The organism is Nocardia coffeae, assembly GCF_019890715.1.
Taxonomy (GTDB): Bacteria; Actinomycetota; Actinomycetes; order Mycobacteriales; family Mycobacteriaceae; genus Nocardia; species Nocardia jiangxiensis.
In genome coordinates, this window is the sequence record NZ_JAINZY010000023.1 from 15,385 (window position 1) to 36,249 (window position 20,865).

Here is a 20,865-nt window from a genome sequence, read left to right on the forward strand (position 1 = left end):
TTCAGGACCCGTCATGCCGCAATACCCCGCCACATCCGACCGAACAGCAACTCCCCCGGGAACTTTCGAACTCTCGGCCGCCCAGCGCGGCATCTGGTTCGCCCAGCACATCGCGGGTGATGTCCCGATCTCGATCGCCCAGTACGTCGAGCTGATCGGCGATGTGGACATCGAGATGCTCGCGCGTGCGGCACGGCGGGCGGGCCGCGAATTCGGCACCGGATATCTGCGGTTGGCCGAGGTCGACGGCCGCCCGTTGCAACTGGTGGACTCCGGCCTCGACGACCGCGTGGACACCATCGACCTGCGCGGGGAACCCGATCCCGAGGCGGCCGCACAGGCGTGGATGCGGGCGGAGTACCGCGCACCGCTGGATCCGCTCACCGATCGCCTGGTCGCGGTGACGATGCTGCGGCTCGCCGCGGATCGCTGGTTCTGGTACTCGCGCATCCACCACATCGTGCTGGACGGTATGGGTGCGCTGACGCTGGTGCAGCGCACCGGCGAGCTCTACAACGCAGCGCGCGAGGGCACGCCCGCACCGGCGTCGAAGGCCGAGGATCTGCGTGCGGTCGTGGAAGCCGATCGCGCATACCGTGATTCGGACCGTTTCGCCGCCGATCGGGCGTACTGGCTCGACCATCTCGACGGCATGCCGGATCCGGTGAGCCTGGCGGGACGGCTCGCCGCGGCCGACGCCCATCCGAACCGCGTCACCGACGCACTGCCGAAAGACACCGGGGCACTGCTGGATTCGGTCGCGCACGCGGCCTCCGCCGGTGTCGCGCCGACCGTGGTCGCGGCATTCGGGGCATACCTGGCCGCGATGACGGGCGCACCGGAAGTGGTTCTGAGCCTGCCAGTTTCGGCCCGCACCACGGCTGTGCTGCGCCGTTCGGGCGGCATGATCGCCAATGTCGTCCCGTTGCGTCTGGTGTTGACACCCGACGCCACGGTGGGCGAGCTGATCGGTGCGGCACAGCGCGAACTCACCGGCGCCCTGCGCCGGCAGCGCTACCGGCAGGAGGACATCTTCCGCGATCTGGGCCGGAAGATGGACGAGGCCGCATCCTTCGGCCCGTCGGTGAATCTGATGATGGTGGACACCAGGATTCAGCTCGGCCCGGTGACCGGACGACTGCACGTGCTGACCTCCGGACTCATCGACGATCTGTTCCTCAACCTGTATCCCGGCGTCGGCGGCGAAAGTACGCACATCGACTTCCAGGGCAACCCGAACCTCTACAGCGATACCGAATTGGCCGGCCGGCACGAGCGTTTCCTGGGCTTCCTGCACCGGTTCCTCGCCGCCGGGCCGGACGCGCCGCTGTCGACGGTGAGCACCCTGTCCGAACCCGAACGCGCCGAGTTGGCGCCGGTACGCGGCGACCGGGATGCCGAGGTCCGGACGTTGCCCGAAATCCTTTCCGCGGGTGCGGCAATCGACGCACAGGCCGTCGCGCTGGTGGATGCGGACACCGAGCTGACCTACGCTCAGGTCGAGGAGTACACCAATCGGCTGGCCCGGGTGCTGCTCGACGCCGGGGCCGGGCCGGAACACACGGTCGCGATCTCGATTCCGCGTTCGGCCGGATCGGTGCTGGCCACGATCGCGGTGGCCAGGACCGGAGCGGCGTTCGTGCCGATCGATCCGACCTATCCCGCGGACCGCATCGAGCATATGGTCCGAGACAGCGGCGTCGTCGCGGGTATCACGGTCGGATCCGCGCGAAAGTCCTTGCCCGACACCGTGAACTGGCTGATCCTGGACGATCCGTCCACCGAACCGGAGACGGCCGTCCGGTCCGCCGCGCCGATCACCGATGCCGACCGGCCACGCTCGGTGCACCCGGACCAGACCGCGTACATCATCTACACCTCCGGTTCGACCGGGTTGCCCAAGGGCGTACTGGTCACCCATCGCGGTCTGACGAATCTGATCGTGGGTTCCGGTGACCGATTCGGCGTCGATGCCGATTCTGTTGTCGCGCACGCAATCTCACCCAGCTTCGACATCTCCGTCGAGGAGATCCTGGTGACCCTGGCACGTGGCGCGACACTGGCCGTGGTCCCGCCGACGGCGTACGCGGGCGAGGAGATGACGCGGGTGCTGCTCCGGCATCGGGTCACCCATCTGGACCTCACCCCGGCGGTGGCCGGCTCCTTGAATCCCGCTGACCTGCCGCAGTTGCGCACGTTGGTGGTCGGCGGCGACGCCTGCCCGCCGGAACTGGTGACCCGCTGGTCCGGACGCACCGTCCTGAACGGCTACGGACCGACCGAGACCACCGTCACCACCACACTGAGCCGGGCGCTGGTTCCCGGCGGCCCGATCACGATCGGCGGGCCGACGCGCGGGGTGTCGGCGGTGGTTCTGGATCCGTGGCTGCGTCCCGTACCCGTCGGCACGACCGGCGAGCTGTATCTGGCGGGGGCGGGTCTGGCGCGCGGCTATCACCGTCGCACCGGGCTCACGGCCGAACGTTTCGTCGCGAACCCCTACGGTTCCGGCGAGCGGATGTACCGCACCGGTGATCTGGTCCGCTGGCGTGTGCACGAGGGTCGTCACGAGCTGGAATACCAGGGCCGCAGCGACTTTCAGGTCAAGATTCGCGGCTTCCGCATCGAACTGGGCGAGATCGACGCCGCTCTGCTGAGTCTGCCGGAGGTCGAATTCGCGCTGACCCTCGGTGCGGAAACCGGCGCCGGAACCACCGCGCTCGTGTCGTACGTGCTGCCGCGCTCCGGGGCGCAGCTGGCACCCGAGGCAGTGAAAGCCGCTGCGGGGCGGTCGCTTCCGGCACACATGGTGCCCGCGGCGGTCATGGTGATCGATCACGTCCCGCTGACCCCGCTGGGCAAGGTGGATCGAAAGGCGCTGCCCGCACCGGACTTCCGGGCCGAGGCGGGCTCCGGGCGCGCTCCGTCCACGTCGCGGGAGAAGGTGCTGGCCGGACTGTTCGCCGATGTGCTGGGCCTGCCGTCGGTGGGTGTGGACGACAGTTTCTTCGCGCTCGGCGGCGACAGCATCGTGTCCATCCAGTTGGTCTCCCGGGCCAAGGCCGCCGGACTCGGGTTCAGCGCCCGGGATGTGTTCGAGCGCAAGAGCGTCGCGGCACTGGCCGCGATCGCCACGGATGTGACCGATGCCGGTGTGCGCGAGCTGCCCGGCGGCGGCATCGGCCCGATCGAGCTCACCCCGATCGTGCACGCGATGCTCGAGCAGGGCGATACGTGGCGGCGGTTCGGTCAGGCCGTACTCGTCGGACTTCCCGAGGATGTGGACCGGGCACGGCTGGTCACGGCCACGCAGGCCCTGATCGACCGGCACGACGTGCTGCGTTCGACATTGCGCCGGACCGGCGCGGACGGCTGGGAATGGTCTGTGGGCGAACAGGGTTCGGTCGACGCCGAGACCCTGGTTCAGGTCGCGCACACGAATTCCGGTGACGAAGCGGCGATATCGCACGCACTGGACGCGGCCGCGGATCTGCTCGACCCCGAAGCAGGTGTCGTCGCGCGATTCGTCCTGATCGAGCGCGCCGACGCCACGCCGCTGTGCTGGCTGGTACTGCACCATCTGGTCGTCGACGGGGTGTCCTGGCGGATTCTGCTTCCCGATCTGGCCATCGCGGCGCAGGGCGGGGGCCTCGACCCCGTCGGCACGTCCTTTCGCCGCTGGGCGCATGAACAGGTCGCACAGGCGAGCGAGCGATCGGCCGAAATTGCTGTCTGGCAGGCCATTTCGTTCATCGAGGACCTGCCGCTGGCCGTGGATCGCAGGCCGATCGCGGCCGACGGGCAACATGTCTCGACCCCGGTATCGAACACCTACCGGCTCGATCCCGCGACAGACGTCGTGGCCACCATGGCCCAGCGGCACACCGTCCTGGACCCCGAACTCGCGGACCTGGTCCTGAGCACTGTTGCGGACCGGTTCCACTGCGGCGCGGACGATGTCCTGCTCGCCGCGCTCGCTCTGGCGGTGAGTCGCTGGCGGGACCGTTCTCGCACGGTGTTCACCCTGGAGGGGCACGGTCGCGAGGAGACGCTGCTGCCCGGGGCGGATATCGCGCGCACGGTGGGCTGGTTCACCAGTGTGTATCCGGCCGCGATCGATCTGTCCGACATCGATCGCGCCGAGGCGTTCGCCGGTGGCGCGGCGGCCGGAACACTGCTCAAGACGGTCAAGGAACAGCTGCGGGCCCTGCCTGACAAGGGCATCGGCTACGGCATGCTGCGCTATCTGAACCCGGAGACCGCCACCGTCCTGGCCGTGGACCCCACCCCCCAGATCAGCTTCAACTACCTGGGCCGTGCACTGACCGGATCCGACGAAAACCACTGGCTGCCACGACGTTTCGCGGCCACCCAGAACCAGCGTGCTCCGCTGGCCGCGGCGATCGATGTCAACGCGGTGCGCACCGACGCCGGTCTCGAGGTGACCTGGGCGTACGCCTCACGACTATTCGACGCCGAGGACCTGGATCACCTCGCCGCACTGTGGCACGAGGCATTGCGCGCTCTGGCCGCACACGCGAACACCGCGCACGCGGGCGGGCGCACACCGTCGGACTTCACCCTGGTACCGGTGCGTCAGCCGCAGATCGACCGCTGGGAACGCGACTATCCCGAACTGACCGATATCTGGCCGCTCTCCCCGTTGCAGTACGGCCTGCTGTTCCACGCGGTCTACGACACCGACACCGCCGACGGCTACACGGTGCAATCGCTGCTCACCCTCTCCGGCTCCGTCGACGCACACCGGCTGCGCACCGCCGCGCAGGCCGTGGTCGATCGGCACGAGAATCTGCGCGCAGCCTTCGTGGAGACCGACGACGGACCGCGTCAGATCGTCTCCGCGCATGCCGAAATCGATTGGCGGGAAAGCGATCTCACCTCGATCACCGACTCCGAATCGCGAGGTCGGGAGCTGGACCGCATCGTCACGGTGGATGCGAACACCCGATTCGAACTGACCCGCGCGCCGCTGCTGCGATTCACCCTCATCCGGATCGATACCGACACCTACCGTTTCGTACTCACCAATCACCATCTCGTGCTGGACGGCTGGTCGACTCCGCTGCTGGTGCGCGAACTGCTGACGCTGTACGTCACCGGCGGCGATGCCGCCGCGCTGCCGCCCGCGCACTCCTACCGGGAGTTCCTGGCCTGGCTCGACGCCGCCGACGACGCCCGCTCCCTCGCGGCCTGGACCGACTACCTGGCCGGGATCGACACCCCGACGCGGGCCACGCCGAGCCTGGCCGATATCGCGTCCACCGACACCGGCATGGTCTCCACCGAGCTGTCCCGCGACGTCGTCACCGCACTGGAGAACACCGCGCGGGAAGCCGGTGCGACGGTCAACACGCTGATCCAGGCCGGGTGGGCGATGGTGCTGGCCATGCTGACCGGCCGCACCGACGTGGTGTTCGGCGCGACCGTCTCGGGACGTCCGCCGGAGCTGGCGGGCGTGGAGGAGATGATCGGCCTGTTCATCAACACCGTGCCCGTGCGCATCCGGCTCGACCCCGCCGAGCGAGTGCTGGACCTGCTCGCCCGGGTGCAGGCCGAGCAGGCGCGGCTGATGGACCATCAGCACATCGGACTCGCCGCCATCCATCGGGCGGTCGGGCTGGCCGAATTGTTCGACACCCTCACCGTTTTCGAGTCCTATCCGATCGACCGCGAGGCGCTCACCGAGTCGCTGGACGTGGCGGGTATGCGGGTGCTGGATGTCGAAGGCACCGACGCGACGCCGTATCCGCTGAACCTGATGACGGTGCCGATCCGCGAGGAAGACGGCGACACACTGCGCGTCAGCCTGAAATTCCTTGTTGGACACCTCGATTCGCAGGCAGCGCAGACGCTGCTGAATCGCTTCGTGCGGCTGCTGACCCAACTCGCGGACGATGCGCAGCTGCCGGTCTCGCGGGTGCAGTACTGCGACGAGACCGAACATGCGGCGCTGCTGCCGGTGCGCGGCCCGGAATCGGTTTCCCCGCGTACCCTTCCGGAGATTCTCGTCGACGGTGCCCGCATCGATCCGTCCGCCGTCGCGATCACCTCGGGCGAGTTCAGCATGACGTATCGGGAGCTGGATGCCTGGTCGAATCGGTTCGCGCGCATGTTGTTACGGCGCGGCGTCGGGCGCGAGGTGTTCGTCGTGCTGGCGATGACACGTTCGCTGGAATCGGTGGTCGCGGTGTGGGCGCTGGCCAAGACCGGTGCGGCGTTCGCGCCGCTGGATCCCAGCCACCCGGTCGAGCGGATCGAGCACATGCTCGACGACTCCAAGGCGCCCATCGGCGTCACGGTGACCGAGACCGGGGACACCCTGCCCGGCAGCATCGACTGGCTGCTGCTGGACGATCTGAGCACGATCCGCCGCGTCATGACCGTCTCCGACGCACCCATCACCGATACCGAACGTGGCGGGCCGATCGATATCGAGCAGACCGCCTACCTCATCTACACCTCCGGCTCCACCGGTAAGCCCAAGGCGGTACTGCTCAGCCATCGCGGAATCGCGAATCTGGTCTCCGCACAACGGGAATCGCTGGACACCTCGCCCGGACCCGCGGTGCTGCAGGTGGCCTCCCCCAGCTTCGACGCCTCGGTCTTCGAACTGCTCACCGCGCACGGCGCGGGCGGCCGCCTGGTGATCTCGCCGCCGGAGGTCTACGGCGGGGCCGAGCTGGAACGGTTGCTGCGCGCCGAGCGGGTGACCCACGCGGTGATCACCCCGTCGGCGCTGGCCACCATGGAACCGACCGGGCTGCCGCAACTGCGGATGCTCGCGGTGGCCGGTGAGGCGGCCACACCCGAGCTGATCGAACGGTGGGCACCGGGCCGCCGGATGCTGAATCTGTACGGGCCCACCGAATTCAGCATCTGGGCGACTGGTCCCGCCGAACTCGTCGCGGGCGAGCGGATCACCATCGGCGGTCCGATTCGCGGTGCGGCGGTCACGGTGCTGGATACCTGGTTGCGACCGGTGCCGGCCGGAATTCCGGGTGAGCTGTATCTGGCCGGGCCCGCCCTGGCCCGCGGCTACTTCAACCGATTCGCCCTGACCGCCGAACGTTTCGTCGCCGATCCGTACGGCGCGCCCGGCGAGCGGATGTACCGCACCGGCGACATGGTCCGGTGGATACTCGACGAGCACGACCGCCCGGTCCTGGAATACCTGGGGCGCAGCGACTTCCAGGTCAAGATCCGTGGTCTGCGGATCGAACTGGGGGAGATCGACGCGGTGCTCTCGCGCGAGCCGGACATCGAATACGCGGTGACGATCGGCCGCGCCGGTCCCGCCGGGGCGACCGTGCTGGTGTCCTATGTGTTGCCCGCCGAGAATCTCCGGCCGGCCGCCGATCATCTGCGGCAGCGGGTCGCCGCGCAGCTGCCCGGATATATGGTTCCGGGATATATCGTTGTGCTGGAATCGATTCCGCTGACCCCGGTCGGCAAACTCGATCGCGCCGCCCTGCCGGTACCCGATTTCGCCGAGACGCAGCGTCCCTACCTCGCACCGCGGACACCGGTGGAGAACAGCGTCGCCGAGGTGTTCGCCGAGGTGCTGGAGGTCGAGCGGGTCGGTGTGGATCAATCCTTCTTCGAGCTCAGCGGCAACTCCCTGAGTGCGACCAAGGTGATCTCCCGGATCAACTCGGCACTGGGATCCAGTGTCGCACTGCGTGATCTGTTCGACGCGCCCACCGTCGCGCAACTGGCCGCACGGATCGTGCCCGCCGCCGGGATATCGGACCGCCCGGCTCTGGTGCCGCGGATTCGCCCGGATCGCATCCCGCTGTCCCCTGCGCAACAACGCATGTGGGTGCTCAACCGGGTGGATCCGAACGCATCGGCCTACAACATCGTGGTCGCCCTGCGACTGACCGGTGCACTGGATCTCGTGGCGCTGGGTGAGGCGCTCGCCGATCTCGTCGCCCGGCACGAGAGCCTGCGCACGGTGTACCCCGCGGACGGCGAGGGCGCGCACCAGATCGTCATGGACGCGTCCTCGGGAACCCCGGAGATCACGGTGATCGGCAGCGCGGACGGTGCATCGCTGCGAGCCCGGATCGCCGAACTCGGCAGTGCGGGTTTCGATCTCACCGAGGAACTTCCGCTGCGCGTCGGCGTTTTCGCGCTGCCCGACGTGGATCGCACTCCGGTCCACGTCGTCGCACTGGTCATGCACCACATCAGCGCCGACGGGGCATCGATGGCTCCACTGGCCGCTGATCTGATCGCCGCCTACGCACGACATTCGGCCGGTGTGGGCACGGCTCCCGCGCCGCTGGCGATTCAGTACGCCGATTTCGCGATGTGGCATCGCGATCTGCTCGGCGACGAATCCGATGCGGAATCGACAGCGGCACGACAGATCCGGTACTGGCAGCAAACCCTGGACGGTGTGCCCGATGTCCTGGAGCTGCCCGCCGACCGGCCGCGCCCGGCCGTGCAGTCGATGCGCAGCGCCGATATCGCTCTGACCCTGGACGCCGAAAAGCACCGCGCCCTGGTGGATTTCGCGAACGAACACGCGGCGACCCCGTTCATGGTCGTGCACGCCGCACTCGCGGTGCTCAGCGCGCGTCTGAGCGGAGCCGGTGACGTCGTGATCGGCACGCCGGTGGCCGGACGCGGCGACCGGGCGCTCGACGCGCTGGTCGGCATGTTCGTCAACACCCTCGCCCTGCGCACCCCGATCGACCCGTCCGTAGGATTCGCCGCCTTCCTCGACACCGTCCGCTCGACGGATCTGGACGCTTTCGCCCACGCCGACGTTCCGTTCGAGCGGCTGGTCCAGGTGCTGGACCCGAACCGCTCGACCGCGTATCACCCGCTGTTCCAGGTCTCACTGAGTCTGCAGAACTATGTGGAACCGGTCCTGGAGCTGCCCGGACTGCGCATCGAGGTCCAGGAGGCGGACCGCGGCTCCGCGCAGTTCGACCTGACCTTCGACCTGCGCGAGCACTTCTCGGACGAGGGCCCGGCCGGACTGGACGGCGTGCTGACCTATGCCACCGACCTGTTCGACGAAATGACCGCGCGCACCCTGACGACCCGCTGGCTGCGGATCCTCGATGCGGTACTCGCCCGACCGCAGACGCCGCTCGGGGACATCGACATCCTCGACGCCGCCGAACGAGCCGCGCTCGTCCCGCTGCGTGGATCCGAATCACGCGGTGCAACAACACTTCCCGCACTGCTCGCGAAGTCCGTGACCCGATTCCCGGATCACCCCGCGCTCGTCGCGAACGGCCGAACGATCACCTACCGCGAACTGGACCACCGGGCCGAGCGACTGGCCGCCCTGCTCAGCGACGCGGGACCGGAAACCGTAGTGGCACTGGGTCTGCCGCGTTCGCCGGAACTGTTCATCGGCATCTGGGCGGCGGCGCGGATCGGCGCGGCCTTCCTGCCGGTGGATCCCCGGCATCCCGCCGAACGCATCGAGCACATGCTCGCCGATTCCGGCGCGCGCGTGGGGATCACCCTCGCGGCCCATCGCGCGCAACTGCCCGACACCACGGACTGGCTCGTCCTGGACGCCCCCGAACTCACCGAGGTCGAGCGAACCACACCGCGGCACAACCCGATTCACCCGGACTCCCCCGCCTGGATGATCTACACCTCGGGCTCCACCGGCCTGCCCAAGGGCGTCTCGGTCACACACCGGGGCATCGCCGATCTGGTTGCCACACAGGCCGATCGACTCGGCGTCGGAGAGAACTCACGGGTATTGCAGGTGGCCTCACCGAGTTTCGACGCGGCGGTGTTCGAGGCACTGATGGCCTTCGGAGCCGGTGGCGCACTGGTGGTCTCGCCACCGGAGATCTTCGGCGGCGCCGCACTTGCCGCGCTGATCGACACCGAGGCCGTGACCCATGTGGTGATCACACCATCGGCCCTGGCCACGATGGATCCGGACGAGGTCTCCGATGTGCGCGTGCTGGCCGTCGCCGGTGAGGCGATGGGCCCGGAGCTGGTCGAGCGCTGGGCGGGTGGCCGCACGCTGATCAATATGTACGGTCCGGCCGAATTCACCATCTGGGCGACGAGTTCGCCGCTGGCCGCCGGAGAGCCGGTCGCCATCGGCACACCGGTGCGCGGCGCGTCGGTGCTGGTACTGGACGATCGGCTGCATCCCGTCCCGGCCGGTGTCGCGGGCGAGCTGTATCTCGCCGGGCCCGCCCTGGCACGCGGTTATCACGCCCGTCCTGGCCTGACCGCCGAACGTTTCGTCGCCAATCCGTTCGACGCGGCCGGTGAGCGGATGTATCGCACGGGAGATCTCGTGCGCTGGAACCGATCCGGTGCACAGCCACAACTGGAGTATCTGGGCCGCACCGACTTTCAGGTCAAGGTACGCGGTCAGCGCATCGAATTGGGCGAGATCGATGCGGCGCTGCGCCGGATCGACGGCGTCGACTTCGCGGTCACGCTCGGCGTCCCCGGTCCCACCGGCGCGACCGCTCTCGCGGCCTACCTGGTCTCCGACACCGGCGTCGAACTCGATCTCACCCGAATCCGGTCCGCTGCCACCGACGTCCTGCCCGGCTACATGGTGCCCGCGGCGTTCACCGTGCTGGACGCCCTGCCCATCAACGCGGTCGGCAAACTCGATCGGCGTGCGCTGCCCGAGCCGCGATTCGAGGCCGCACGCACCGAATACCGCGCCCCGGCCACTCCGACCGAGCGGATCCTCGCCGAGGTCGTCGGCGAGTTGCTCGGACAAGAGCGGGTGGGAGCCGACGATTCGTTCTTCGCACTCGGCGGCGACAGCATCATGGCGATCCAGCTGGTGTCGCGGGCCGAACAGCTGGGGGTGAGCTGCACACCGTTGCAGGTGTTCGAACATCGCACGGTCGCGGCGCTGGCCGCAGCAGCCGATCTCGACGGCGAGACGCTCACCCTGGAGGAACTGCCCGGCGGTGGTGTCGGCGAGGTGCCGCTCAGCCCGATCGTGCACTACATGCTCGAAAGAGGCGGCGACTACCGGCGTTTCGCACAGACCGCCGTGCTGGAGCTCCCGCTCGGCATCGCCCGCGACCAGCTCGTCGCGACCCTGTCCGCGGTGATCGACCGGCACGATATGCTCCGCGCCCGGCTCCTCACCCGCGACGCACATCCGCACCTGGTGGTGGCCGAACCGGGTTCGATCGAGGTGAACGCCCTGGTCCACCGGATCGAATGCGATGCCGAGGACCGGGCCGAACTCCGGAAACACGCTGCGAGCGAACTCGATTCGGCAGCAGAGCGCCTCGATCCCGCGGACGGCGTCGTCCTGCAGTTCATCTGGCTCGATCCGGTTCGGAAGGCGGGCTCGCCGACGAAGCCGGGACGACTGATCATCCTCGCCCACCACCTGGTGATCGACGGCGTGTCCTGGCGCATCCTGGTCCCGGATCTCATGGCCGCCTGGGCGCAGGTCCGCACCGGGACCACTCCGGTCCTGGCCGAGACCGGCACCTCGATACGCCGATGGGCGACCGCACTGACCGAACAGGCACACACGCCTGCCCGTGCGGCCGAACTCGACTACTGGCAGAAGGTGATCCAAGGACCCGATCCGCTGATCGGTTCGCGCGAACTGGATCCGGGCATCGATCGTGCGCACACCCTGCGCACGATCGATAGGGAAGCCGACGCGACAGTCACCGATGCCCTGCTGACCACACTGCCCGGCCTGTTCGGCGGTGGTGTGCAGGACGCCCTGCTGGCCACTCTCGCCCTGGCCCTGCGACGCTGGCGCGATACAGCCGACCGCAGCGTACTGCTTCGGCTCGAGGGTCACGGCCGACAGCAGGAAGTGGTTCCGGGAGCGGACCTTTCGCGCACGATCGGCTGGTTCACCAGTCTGTATCCGGTCCGGCTCGACCTGGACGGCATCGATCCGGCCGAGGCACTGGCCGCGGGTCCGGCGATGGGTGCGGCGATCGCCGCGGTCCGGGAGCAGCTTCTCGCGTTGCCGGACAACGGAATCGGCTTCGGTCTGCTGCGCTATCTCAACCCCGGCACGGCCGCACAACTGCCGCAGCGACTTCCGGGCCGAGTCAGCTTCAACTACCTGGGCCGGTACGCATCCGGCGACATCCCCGCGGGGCTCGAAGGACTCGGCTGGCTGCCCACCGACGACCTCGGCGAGCTGTATGCCGCCGAATCCCCCGATGTACCAGTGCAATCCGCCATCGACGTGAACGCGATGGTCGCCGGGGATCGGCTGCGCGCGAGTTTCAGCTTCCCCGGCACGCTGCTACGCGACGACACGGTCACCGAGCTGGCCGACCTGTGGATCGATATGCTCACCGCGGCAGCGCGTTTCGCCGAATCTCCGCAGGCCCGGACCATCGCGGCGCAGTACGCACCGACCGAACCCGGTCCATCCGGCGGCCTCGGACTCGACGTGGTGCTGCCCATCCGCCCCGGCGGCACGGAGCCGGCGCTGTTCTGCATCCACCCCTCCTCCGGAATCTCTTGGACCTACCTGGGTTTCGCGGAATCGCTCGCACCGGGCCGCCCGATCCACGGTCTGCAGGCCCCGGATCTCGGCGGACGCGAATCCTCCCCCGGCTCGATCGAGGAATTCGCCGAGCGCTACATCCGGGAGATCCGCGCGATCCAGCCGCACGGGCCGTATCACCTGCTGGGCTGGTCCTTCGGCGGGCTCATCGCGCACGCGATCGCCGCCCGGCTGGAACGCGACGGGGACCCGGTCGGCGTGGTGGCCCTGCTGGACGCCGACACCGCCGATATCGACGGCGACAGTATCGAACGCCTCGACGCGGGCGCGTTCGTGCACGAATTCGGTTCGGTGTTCGGCATCGAGGACGTCCCCGCCGAGGCCACCGCACAGGATGCCGCGGAGCTGATCCGCGACCGGCTCGACGGCCTCGAACTCGTGGACGCGGCCACCCTCGAACGCATGGCCGCCTCCTACAACGCCGCCGCCCGCACCCGCACCGGCTACCGGCGACCGGTATTCCACGGTGACATCGTGTATTTCAGCGCGACCGCCGACACCTCCGAGATCTTCGGCCCCGACGGCTGGCGGCCGTACGTAACCGGCGAGATCACCACCCACGAAGTCGATGTCGCACACGACGACATGACCGCCCCGCACGTGCTGCCGATCATCGCCCGCGTGCTCGACCAACATCTGGGAGGCCACCGATGAATTCCGGACACGGAGTGCTCGTCGAGGGGATCGAGAAATCCTTCGGTGCGGTGTCCGCACTGCGCGGCATCAGTTTCACCGCGGAACCGGGCGAGGTGCTCGGCATCCTCGGACCCAACGGCGCGGGGAAGACCACCACCGTGAACGTGCTGTCCACGCTGATCGCGCCCGACCGCGGCCGCGCTCTGGTCGCCGGACACGATGTGGTCGCCGATCCGGCCGCGGTGCGCCGATCCATCATGCTCACCGGGCAGTACGCCGCACTGGACGACATGCTCAGCGGTTTCGAGAATCTCGTGATGTTCGGCCGGCTGATGGGTCTGCGCAAACGCGCCGCCCGCGCCCGCGCGCAGGAGCTGATCGGCGAATTCGACCTCGCCGACGCGGCGGGCCGCAGGGTGGGCACCTATTCCGGGGGCATGCGTCGGCGGATAGATATCGCCTGCGGGCTGGTCGTGCGGCCGGAGGTGGTGTTCCTCGACGAACCCACCACCGGCCTGGATCCGCGCAGCCGACAGAGTGTGTGGGATCTGGTGTCGGACTTCAAGAATGCGGGCATCACCACCCTGCTCACCACGCAATACCTCGAGGAGGCCGACGCCCTGAGCGACCGGATCATCGTCATCGATCACGGTGTGGTGATAGCCCAGGGCACGGCCGACGAACTGAAATCCCGTACCGGAGGCAGCTATTGCGAGGTGGTGCCGGTCCAGCCGACGGATCTGCCCGCCCTCACCGACGCGCTGTCCGGACTGCTGCCGCCGGAATTCCGCGTCCCCGTCGAATCGGACCGGATCGCCATCCCCGCCCCCGACGGGCACCGCACACTCGCCGAGGTACTGCGCAGGATCGATGCCACAGGACTCGACGTGGTCGACATCGCCCTGCGCAGACCCTCGCTCGACGAGGTGTTCCTCCAGCTCACCGGCCATCCGGCCACCGAGGAGAACGCACAACCCGCGAAGGTCGCGGTATGACCGCGCAGATCTGGCTTTCTCGTACGGGCGCCACACCGCGACGAACCCAGCAGTGGTGGGTGCTGACCAGCCGGACGATCGTTCCCGCACTGCAATCCGGCGAGGTGCTGACCTCGATCCTGGCCCCCGCCGCCTTCACGGCCAGTTTCTACCTCCCGCTGAAGACGATCATGACCTTCACCGGCACCGGATTCAGCAGCTACGCCCAGTTCATGATGCCGCTGGTGATTCTGCAGGCGGCGGCGTTCACGGCGGTCTCGGCCGCGTTCCGGGCAGCCTCCGATGCGGTCGCCGGACTCAACCGGCGGTTCGGCTCGATGCCGATCGGCGCGCTGATTCCGACCTCGGCGCGGTTGTGCGGCAACGTCTTCCGGCTGGTGATCGCGCTGGCCGCCGCGCTGATCTGTGGGCACGTCATCGGATTCCGGTTCCATCTCGGCACCGCGCGGACGATCGAATTCCTACTGTTCTCGGTGCTGGTCGGGATGGCGTTGATTCTGGCCGCCGACGTCATCGGCACCGTCTCACGCAGCCCGGAGACGACCGCGCAAGCACTGGTACTGCCACCGCTGATCTTCGGAATGCTCTCCACCGGTCTGGCCCCGGCAGACCAATTCCCCTCCTGGATACGACCTTTCGTGCGCAACCAACCGGTATCACAGTGGGCGGAGGCACTGCGCGCACTGGCCGGTGACCGGTGGCCGCACGGCGATCCGGTGAGCATCCCGCTCATGACTCCCCCGATCGTCTGGGCGATCGCGATTCTCGTTATCTGCCTGGGGTTTTCGATCCGTCTCGGCAAAGGAAGGTCATGACCACACTCATCGCCGATCGCGCGCCGCGACCGGTGGCCGGGCCGGAGGGTTCGGTCGCCGCGCTGATGCTGCACACCGTGATCCAGACTCGACGGCTGCTGCTGCGCTGGGTGCGCAATCCGGTCGCCCTGCTGGAGACGCTGATCATCCCGTGTCTGCTGCTGATCATGCTGAACACCGTGATCGGCGACCAGATCCGCCGATTCACCGGCACCGACGCCCTGGACGGTTCGGTGCCGCTGGCCGCCGTCGTCGGTGCGCTGTCCGGGGCGGTGGCGAGCGGAATTCTGCTCGGGCGCGAACGGGACGCGGGACTGCTGGCCAGGTTCTGGGTGCTGCCGGTCCACCGCTCCTCCGGCCTTGCCTCGCGCATACTCGCCGAAGGCTGCCGCATCCTCGCCGGGACGCTGGCGATCATCCTGGTCGGCTACGCGCTCGGCTTCCGGCTCCGCGAAGGCGTCTGGGCCGCAATCGGATTCGTGTGCGTCCCGGTGCTGTTCGGGGTCGCCTTCGCCGCGGTCGTCACCGCCGTGGCGGTCTTCACCGCGAAATCCACGCTGGTGGAGGGCATCACGATCCTCACCTCGCTGATGATGTTCTTCAGCACCGGATTCGTGCCGCTTGCGGCCTATCCGCAGTGGATCCGGCCCGTTGTGCACGATCAGCCGATGTCGACGGCGGTCGACACCATGCACGCGCTGGCCGCGGGCGGACCGCTGGCCCGGCCGCTGACCCTCACGTTGGTCTGGTCCCTGGGTGCGATCGTCGTCTTCGCCGTCCCGGCGGTCCTGGGCTACCGCCGCGCGAGCCGACGATGACGCTTGGCGAGATCAATCGCCGCGGTGCAGAATTCCGGTCAAATTGGTGGCCAGGCCGTTGGTATAGGTGAGGGTGCCGTCCGGATTGCGTTCGAGCGTGGTGATCACACCTATGCGCGCACAACCCTTTCCGGGCGGACCGTTCTCAATAGCCTTGTTGCGCAGGGTGATTCGCGCGGGCCCAGCGAAGGCCAACATCTGCTTGCGAGTGCACGTGCCCTGTTTGGCGCGACCGGTGGTGACGGCGGTGCCGATCTCCTGACCGACCTTTCCGGACTGCAGGGTCACCACGACGTCGAAGGTGCCGGCGCCGTCGGTCGCGCTGCCCTTCCAGGTGCCGACGTAGCCGGGCGGAAGCTGTTCGCCCGCCGCGGCCGCCGGAGAACCGCTGGCCACGGTGCCGGGATGTGCCGTGCCCGGATTCTTGGTAATGGGATTCTTGGTCGCGGGACCGGCGGTGGCAACCGCGGCCTGTTCGGTGTGTCCCCCGGACCCGCGGTCGGCGACGGCGACGCCGATCGCAGCGGCACCGAGCAGCGCCAGCACGGCCACGGCCCCGAGGACCAGCGGACGCCGTCCACGCCGCAGCCCCGACATCGCGCGAGTATCGGGCCGCTCGATGTGCGGAACCGAGGAGGTCGCGGTGGGCTGCTCACCCGAGACGGGCCCGGTACTGACCGCTGTGCGAACAGGAGCGTTCCGGTGCGGCGGGACTGCTTCCAGATCGGCCAATTCGGCTGCGCGGCGATGGATCTCGGCCAGAATCGGGGCGGGCAGCCACCGGTCCGGTCCGGGCGGATGCAGCGCGGCGAGCCGCCGGGCGATCTGCGCCGGGGTGGGCCGATCGTCCGGATCCTTGGCCAGACAGGCCGCCACCAGCTCGCGCAGACTTTCCGGAACACCGTCCAGCCGCGCGTCCTCGTTGATCACCCGCCACAGCATGGAGATCGTGTCGCCGGTGCCGAACGGCGCGACGCCGGTGGCCGCGTAGACGAGCACGCCGCCGAGCGCGAAGACGTCGCCCGGCGGTCCCGCTGCTCCGCCGGTGATCTGCTCCGGGGACATGTAACCGGGCGAGCCGATGATCTTGCCCGTGGTGGTGAGCGCGGTCTCGTCGTCGGTCGCCCGTGCGATACCGAAGTCGATCACCCGCGGACCGTCCTGCGCCATCAGCACGTTCGACGGCTTCAGGTCGCGATGCACCATCCCGGTGGCGTGCACATCGATCAGCGCACGCGCCAGTCCCGCGGCCAGGGCGATCAGCGAGGGTTCGGGCAGCGGGCCGAAGCCCTCGACCGCGTCGGTGAGCGAGGGGCCCGAGACGTATCCGGTGGCCAGCCACGGCCGCGGACCGTCGACGTCGGCGTCGTAGACCGGCACGGTGTGCGGCCCCGCGACGCGCCGGGCCGCGGCCACCTCACGCCGGAACCGGGTCCGGAAGGTGTTGTCACCGGCCAGATCCGGACGCACCACCTTGACCGCGACCGTATGCCCACCGCTGTCGCGACCGAGGTAGACGCAGCCCATCCCGCCGGCGCCGAGAATGCCCAGCAGCCGGTACGGGCCCAGGGTCTCCGGATCGCCGACACCCAGCGGGCGGGTCGGGACGCGCGACCGGCGCGTTGCGACCGTCTCACTCATCGCGGGCTGATTCATGGGGACACACTTTCCGTTCGACCGCGGACATCGATCAGGTCCGGATCGACCGGATGATCGGCGGTGAACGTGACGAGGTTTGCCGGATTCGAGCCGGTAGGACCGGCGGGACCGATTGTCAACAAACGCGATGGGCGGTTCGCACCGCAGGAATTGCCACGGGAGTGAGCAGATATCGATGGCACGCCATGACCACGAGGATAGCGGCGATGCCGATCGCGACAGCCGGGCTCCATTCCGGGCTGCACCCTCGCCGAGCCGGGCTACAGGTCGAGGCCACCGGCCTCGGCCTTGTACCCGTCGCCGACCCGGCCGGTGCCGCGCCGACTGCGGTAGCGGTGGTTGTCACGACGAGTACGGCCGAGTTCGCGCGCCACGCGATCGGCGCGCTGCTGCACGGTCGGCTTTTCCTCGACACGGTCATGGCGGCGGAATACCGCGAACAGACGGCGGATGTTCATACCATCCGAAATCCCCCTGAGCCACAGCGGTTCCGGCGTTCCTACTGTGCTGCCCGCACCCGATGCCGGAAACTCCGTGGCATCGCCCGAGACGTCCGGCTACCATGTCCAGCACGGGAGGGGCGGGTGCTGGTGCTGGTATCCGCTTGGGCTGTGCGGCCGTTCGATCCCACGGGTGAACGGGGGGCCATGACAACTCGCGAAGAACACGAACGCGCCGCCGCGACAGGCGATGTCGAGGCGATGCACGATTTCGGCCAGTTCCTCGAACGGTCGACGCCACCCGACCTCCCCGGCGCACTGGACTGGTACGAGCGGGCTGCCGCGGGCGGACACCGTTGTGCGATGAACGATCTCGGACGGCTCGCCGAAGGCGAGAATCCGCCCGACCTGAAATCCGCGCGCGAATGGTACGAGCGGGGAGCGATCGCGGGCGACGCCACGGCCATGTACAACATGGCCGGACTACTGGCCGACCGCACGACTCCGCCGGACCCGGCCGGAGCGCGCCCGTGGTACGAGCGCGCGGCCTCGGCCCAGTATCAGGACGCCTACTTCAAACTCGCCTACCTGCTCGCCGAACGTCTCGATCCCCCGGACCCCGCCGCCGCGCGCAAGTGGTACGAGAAAGCCGCCGAGCACGGCGATTCCGTGGCCATGTACAACATCGGCCAGCTGTACCGATACACCCTGCAACCCAACGATCCGGCCGCCGCGCGCCACTGGTACGAGCGCGCGGCCACCGACGGATACACCAACGCGAAATTCACGCTCGGCCTGATGTCCGAGGCCGACAACGACGTGCCCGACGCACTGCTGTGGTACGAGAAGGCCGCCGCGGACGGCCACGCGGGCGCGATGAACAACCTCGGCACACTGCTCGAGGTCAAGCTGGCCACGCCGAATCTGCCCGCCGCCACCGAGTGGTACGAACGCGCCGCCCTCGCCGACAATCCGAATGCGAAAACCAATCTCACCCGGCTGCGCGGTGACGGCGACGCCGCGCCCGCAGGGCCGAGTGTCGAACGAACCGTCCCGCCCGACCGCGTGGTTCGCCCAACCGGCGGCATCCCACCGAAATCCGCGACGGACTCGTCGGGCATCGGAGCGGCACTCGATGCGCTGGTCGAGGATACGCCCTATCGGCACAACGCTTTTCGGCTCGCCGGGTTGCAGACCGACGCCGATTCCCGTCAGGTCCGCAAGCGCGTCACCGAACTGGAGGCGGCCGAGAAGCTCGGCGCTCCGCTGACCCGGACCACCGCCTTGGCCGTATCGCCGGCGCCGGATGCCGCCGATGTGAAAGCCGCGCTCAACCGCCTGCGCGAGCCGGTGAATCGCCTTGTGCAGGAACTGTTCTGGCTGTGGCCGTGCACCGATGACGATCCCGCGCTCGCGGCACTGTCCCGCGACGACACCGCCGCGGCGGAACAGATCTGGCTGGACCGGATGGGCCAGGACGCGATCGCGGCGCACAACATCGCGGTGCTGCGGCACATCCAGGGACTCGAGACCTCGCGCGGTCAGGCCGCCGAAACCTGGCTCGACGCGCTGACCGCATGGGGTTCGGCCGTCGGCGCCGACGCGGTGTGGAATCGGTTGCGGGACCGCGCCTCCCGCATCGACGATCGCCGACTCGATAGCACCGCCGTCGACGAGTTGCGCGGCGCGCTACCGGCGATGGTGCTGCGCATCCAGGCCGCACTCATCGTGAACGCCACGGCGGACGACGATTTCGCGGCCGCCGACCTGCACATCACCGTGCTCGACCGGTTCGCCGACCAGGTGGCGACCCATCCGGGCGGATTCGACGCCGACGCGATCGACGACGCTCGCGGCTGGGCGGTCCGCAAGCTCGCCGCACGCCTGAAATCGATTGCGGACGAGGCACATCGGGCCGGATCCCAGCGCCCCGCCGAGGCGGCCCAGGCCGTGCACCGGATGCTCGATCGCTCCCGGGTGCCGTTGCGGGTCATCGACCGGTTGCGCCCGCCGACCGATCCGCTCGGCGCCGGTGCGCACGACGATATCGTCGGCACCGCGATCTTCTGCGATATCCAGCACTACAACGAGGTCCGGGATATCGCGTCGAGTGTCGCGATGCTCGAGCGGCTCGGTCCGATCGCCACGACCACGGCCATCCGCGACCGCCTGGCCAAGGAGTGGTCCGCCGCGGCGACGCTCCAGGTGGACAAGCTCTGCGCCGAGGCCCGCTCCGGCACCGAAGCGAACAAGAAGCAGGGCCTGCAGGCCGCGCGCGATCTGCTGGACCGAACCCGGTTGCCCTTGGCCAGAATTCGCGCGGGTGAGGATCCCGGCGGCGAGCGGATCGCCCGCGCCCAGGACCACATCGCGACGACAGCCACCTCGTGCGCGGTGTCCTACTGCAACGACACCGGCGATCTGGAGTCCACCGAACAGGTGCTGCACCGGATCCAGCCGCTGCCCGTCGGCGCGGAGACGCGCGCCTTCGTGCAGGAACAGATCGCGGTGCTCGCGGGCATGCTGGGTGAACGCAACGCGGCGGCCCGGCTGCGGAACACCTGCTGGTTCTGCCAGGACCGGCCCGCGACACAGGGACAGCACTACCCGTTCGGCCTGCACCGCGACGTGACGTACTCCGGGAACACCAAGCGCTGGCGCACACTGACCGTCGAGGTGCCGCGCTGTGACCGATGCCGCCAGCTGCATCTCCCCCAGGAGACCAAGCGCGGCAATCTCGGCACCGTCGCCGCATTCGGCTGGGTGGGGGCGTTCGGCAGTCTGGTCTTCGGTTTCGCCGTGCATCCGCTGTTCATCATCACGGCGATCTGCGTAGTCGTGGCGATCGGCGCCGGAATCGCCACGCTGTCGCTGGGGACCGACGAGGTCAAGAACCGGGCATTGACATACCCACCCCTGACCGAATTGCTGGGCCAGGGCTGGCGAAAAGGCGAGCGGCCCGCATAG

General features: G+C 68.7%; 7 protein-coding genes. 5 read left to right on the forward strand and 2 right to left on the reverse strand.

Annotated features, from left to right (window positions below; all coding sequences use genetic code 11):
- The first annotated feature begins 13 nt into the window (after window positions 1-13).
- From K7711_RS43970 to K7711_RS43985, 4 genes are read left to right on the forward strand one after another with little or no spacing between them, the layout of a single operon-like run.
- On the forward strand, window positions 14-13,189 hold the full coding sequence (locus tag K7711_RS43970) for a non-ribosomal peptide synthetase (RefSeq protein WP_222978561.1): 13,176 nt from the start codon (window positions 14-16) through the stop codon (window positions 13,187-13,189).
- Window positions 13,186-14,166 (forward strand): ATP-binding cassette domain-containing protein, encoded by a 981-nt coding sequence (locus K7711_RS43975; protein WP_222978562.1) that lies wholly within the window; start codon window positions 13,186-13,188, stop codon window positions 14,164-14,166. Before K7711_RS43970 ends, K7711_RS43975 begins: the two co-directional genes overlap by 4 nt.
- Complete coding sequence (locus K7711_RS43980; protein ID WP_222978563.1) at window positions 14,163-14,981, forward strand: ABC transporter permease; 819 nt, start codon at window positions 14,163-14,165, stop codon at window positions 14,979-14,981. The genes K7711_RS43975 and K7711_RS43980 overlap by 4 nt, the downstream gene beginning before the upstream one ends.
- On the forward strand, window positions 14,978-15,799 hold the full coding sequence (locus tag K7711_RS43985; RefSeq protein ID WP_222978565.1) for an ABC transporter permease: 822 nt from the start codon (window positions 14,978-14,980) through the stop codon (window positions 15,797-15,799). Before K7711_RS43980 ends, K7711_RS43985 begins: the two co-directional genes overlap by 4 nt.
- A gap of 12 nt (window positions 15,800-15,811) precedes the next feature.
- On the opposite strand, the gene K7711_RS43990 is transcribed toward K7711_RS43985, so the two are convergent.
- Together K7711_RS43990 and K7711_RS43995 are read right to left on the reverse strand one after the other, a co-directional pair.
- Window positions 15,812-17,440 (reverse strand): serine/threonine-protein kinase, encoded by a 1,629-nt coding sequence (locus tag K7711_RS43990; RefSeq protein WP_222978566.1) that lies wholly within the window; start codon window positions 17,438-17,440, stop codon window positions 15,812-15,814.
- Between the two features lie 278 nt (window positions 17,441-17,718).
- Window positions 17,719-17,916 carry a hypothetical protein gene (locus tag K7711_RS43995; protein ID WP_222978567.1) on the reverse strand — a complete coding sequence of 66 codons (198 nt, stop codon included), beginning with the start codon at window positions 17,914-17,916 and terminating at the stop codon, window positions 17,719-17,721.
- A gap of 189 nt (window positions 17,917-18,105) precedes the next feature.
- On the opposite strand from K7711_RS43995, the gene K7711_RS44000 reads away from it, so the two are divergent.
- A complete protein-coding gene (locus K7711_RS44000; protein WP_222978568.1) occupies window positions 18,106-20,865 on the forward strand; it encodes a tetratricopeptide repeat protein in 2,760 nt (919 codons plus the stop codon).

Coding starts and splice junctions, on each gene's coding strand:
- K7711_RS43985 (WP_222978565.1), top strand. CDS start 14,978: ATGACCACACTCATCGCCGATCGCGCGCCGCGACCGGTGGCCGGGCCG.
- K7711_RS43995 (WP_222978567.1), bottom strand. CDS start 17,916: ATGAACATCCGCCGTCTGTTCGCGGTATTCCGCCGCCATGACCGTGTC.
- K7711_RS43990 (WP_222978566.1), bottom strand. CDS start 17,440: ATGAGTGAGACGGTCGCAACGCGCCGGTCGCGCGTCCCGACCCGCCCG.
- K7711_RS43975 (WP_222978562.1), top strand. CDS start 13,186: ATGAATTCCGGACACGGAGTGCTCGTCGAGGGGATCGAGAAATCCTTC.
- K7711_RS43970 (WP_222978561.1), top strand. CDS start 14: ATGCCGCAATACCCCGCCACATCCGACCGAACAGCAACTCCCCCGGGA.
- K7711_RS43980 (WP_222978563.1), top strand. CDS start 14,163: ATGACCGCGCAGATCTGGCTTTCTCGTACGGGCGCCACACCGCGACGA.
- K7711_RS44000 (WP_222978568.1), top strand. CDS start 18,106: ATGACAACTCGCGAAGAACACGAACGCGCCGCCGCGACAGGCGATGTC.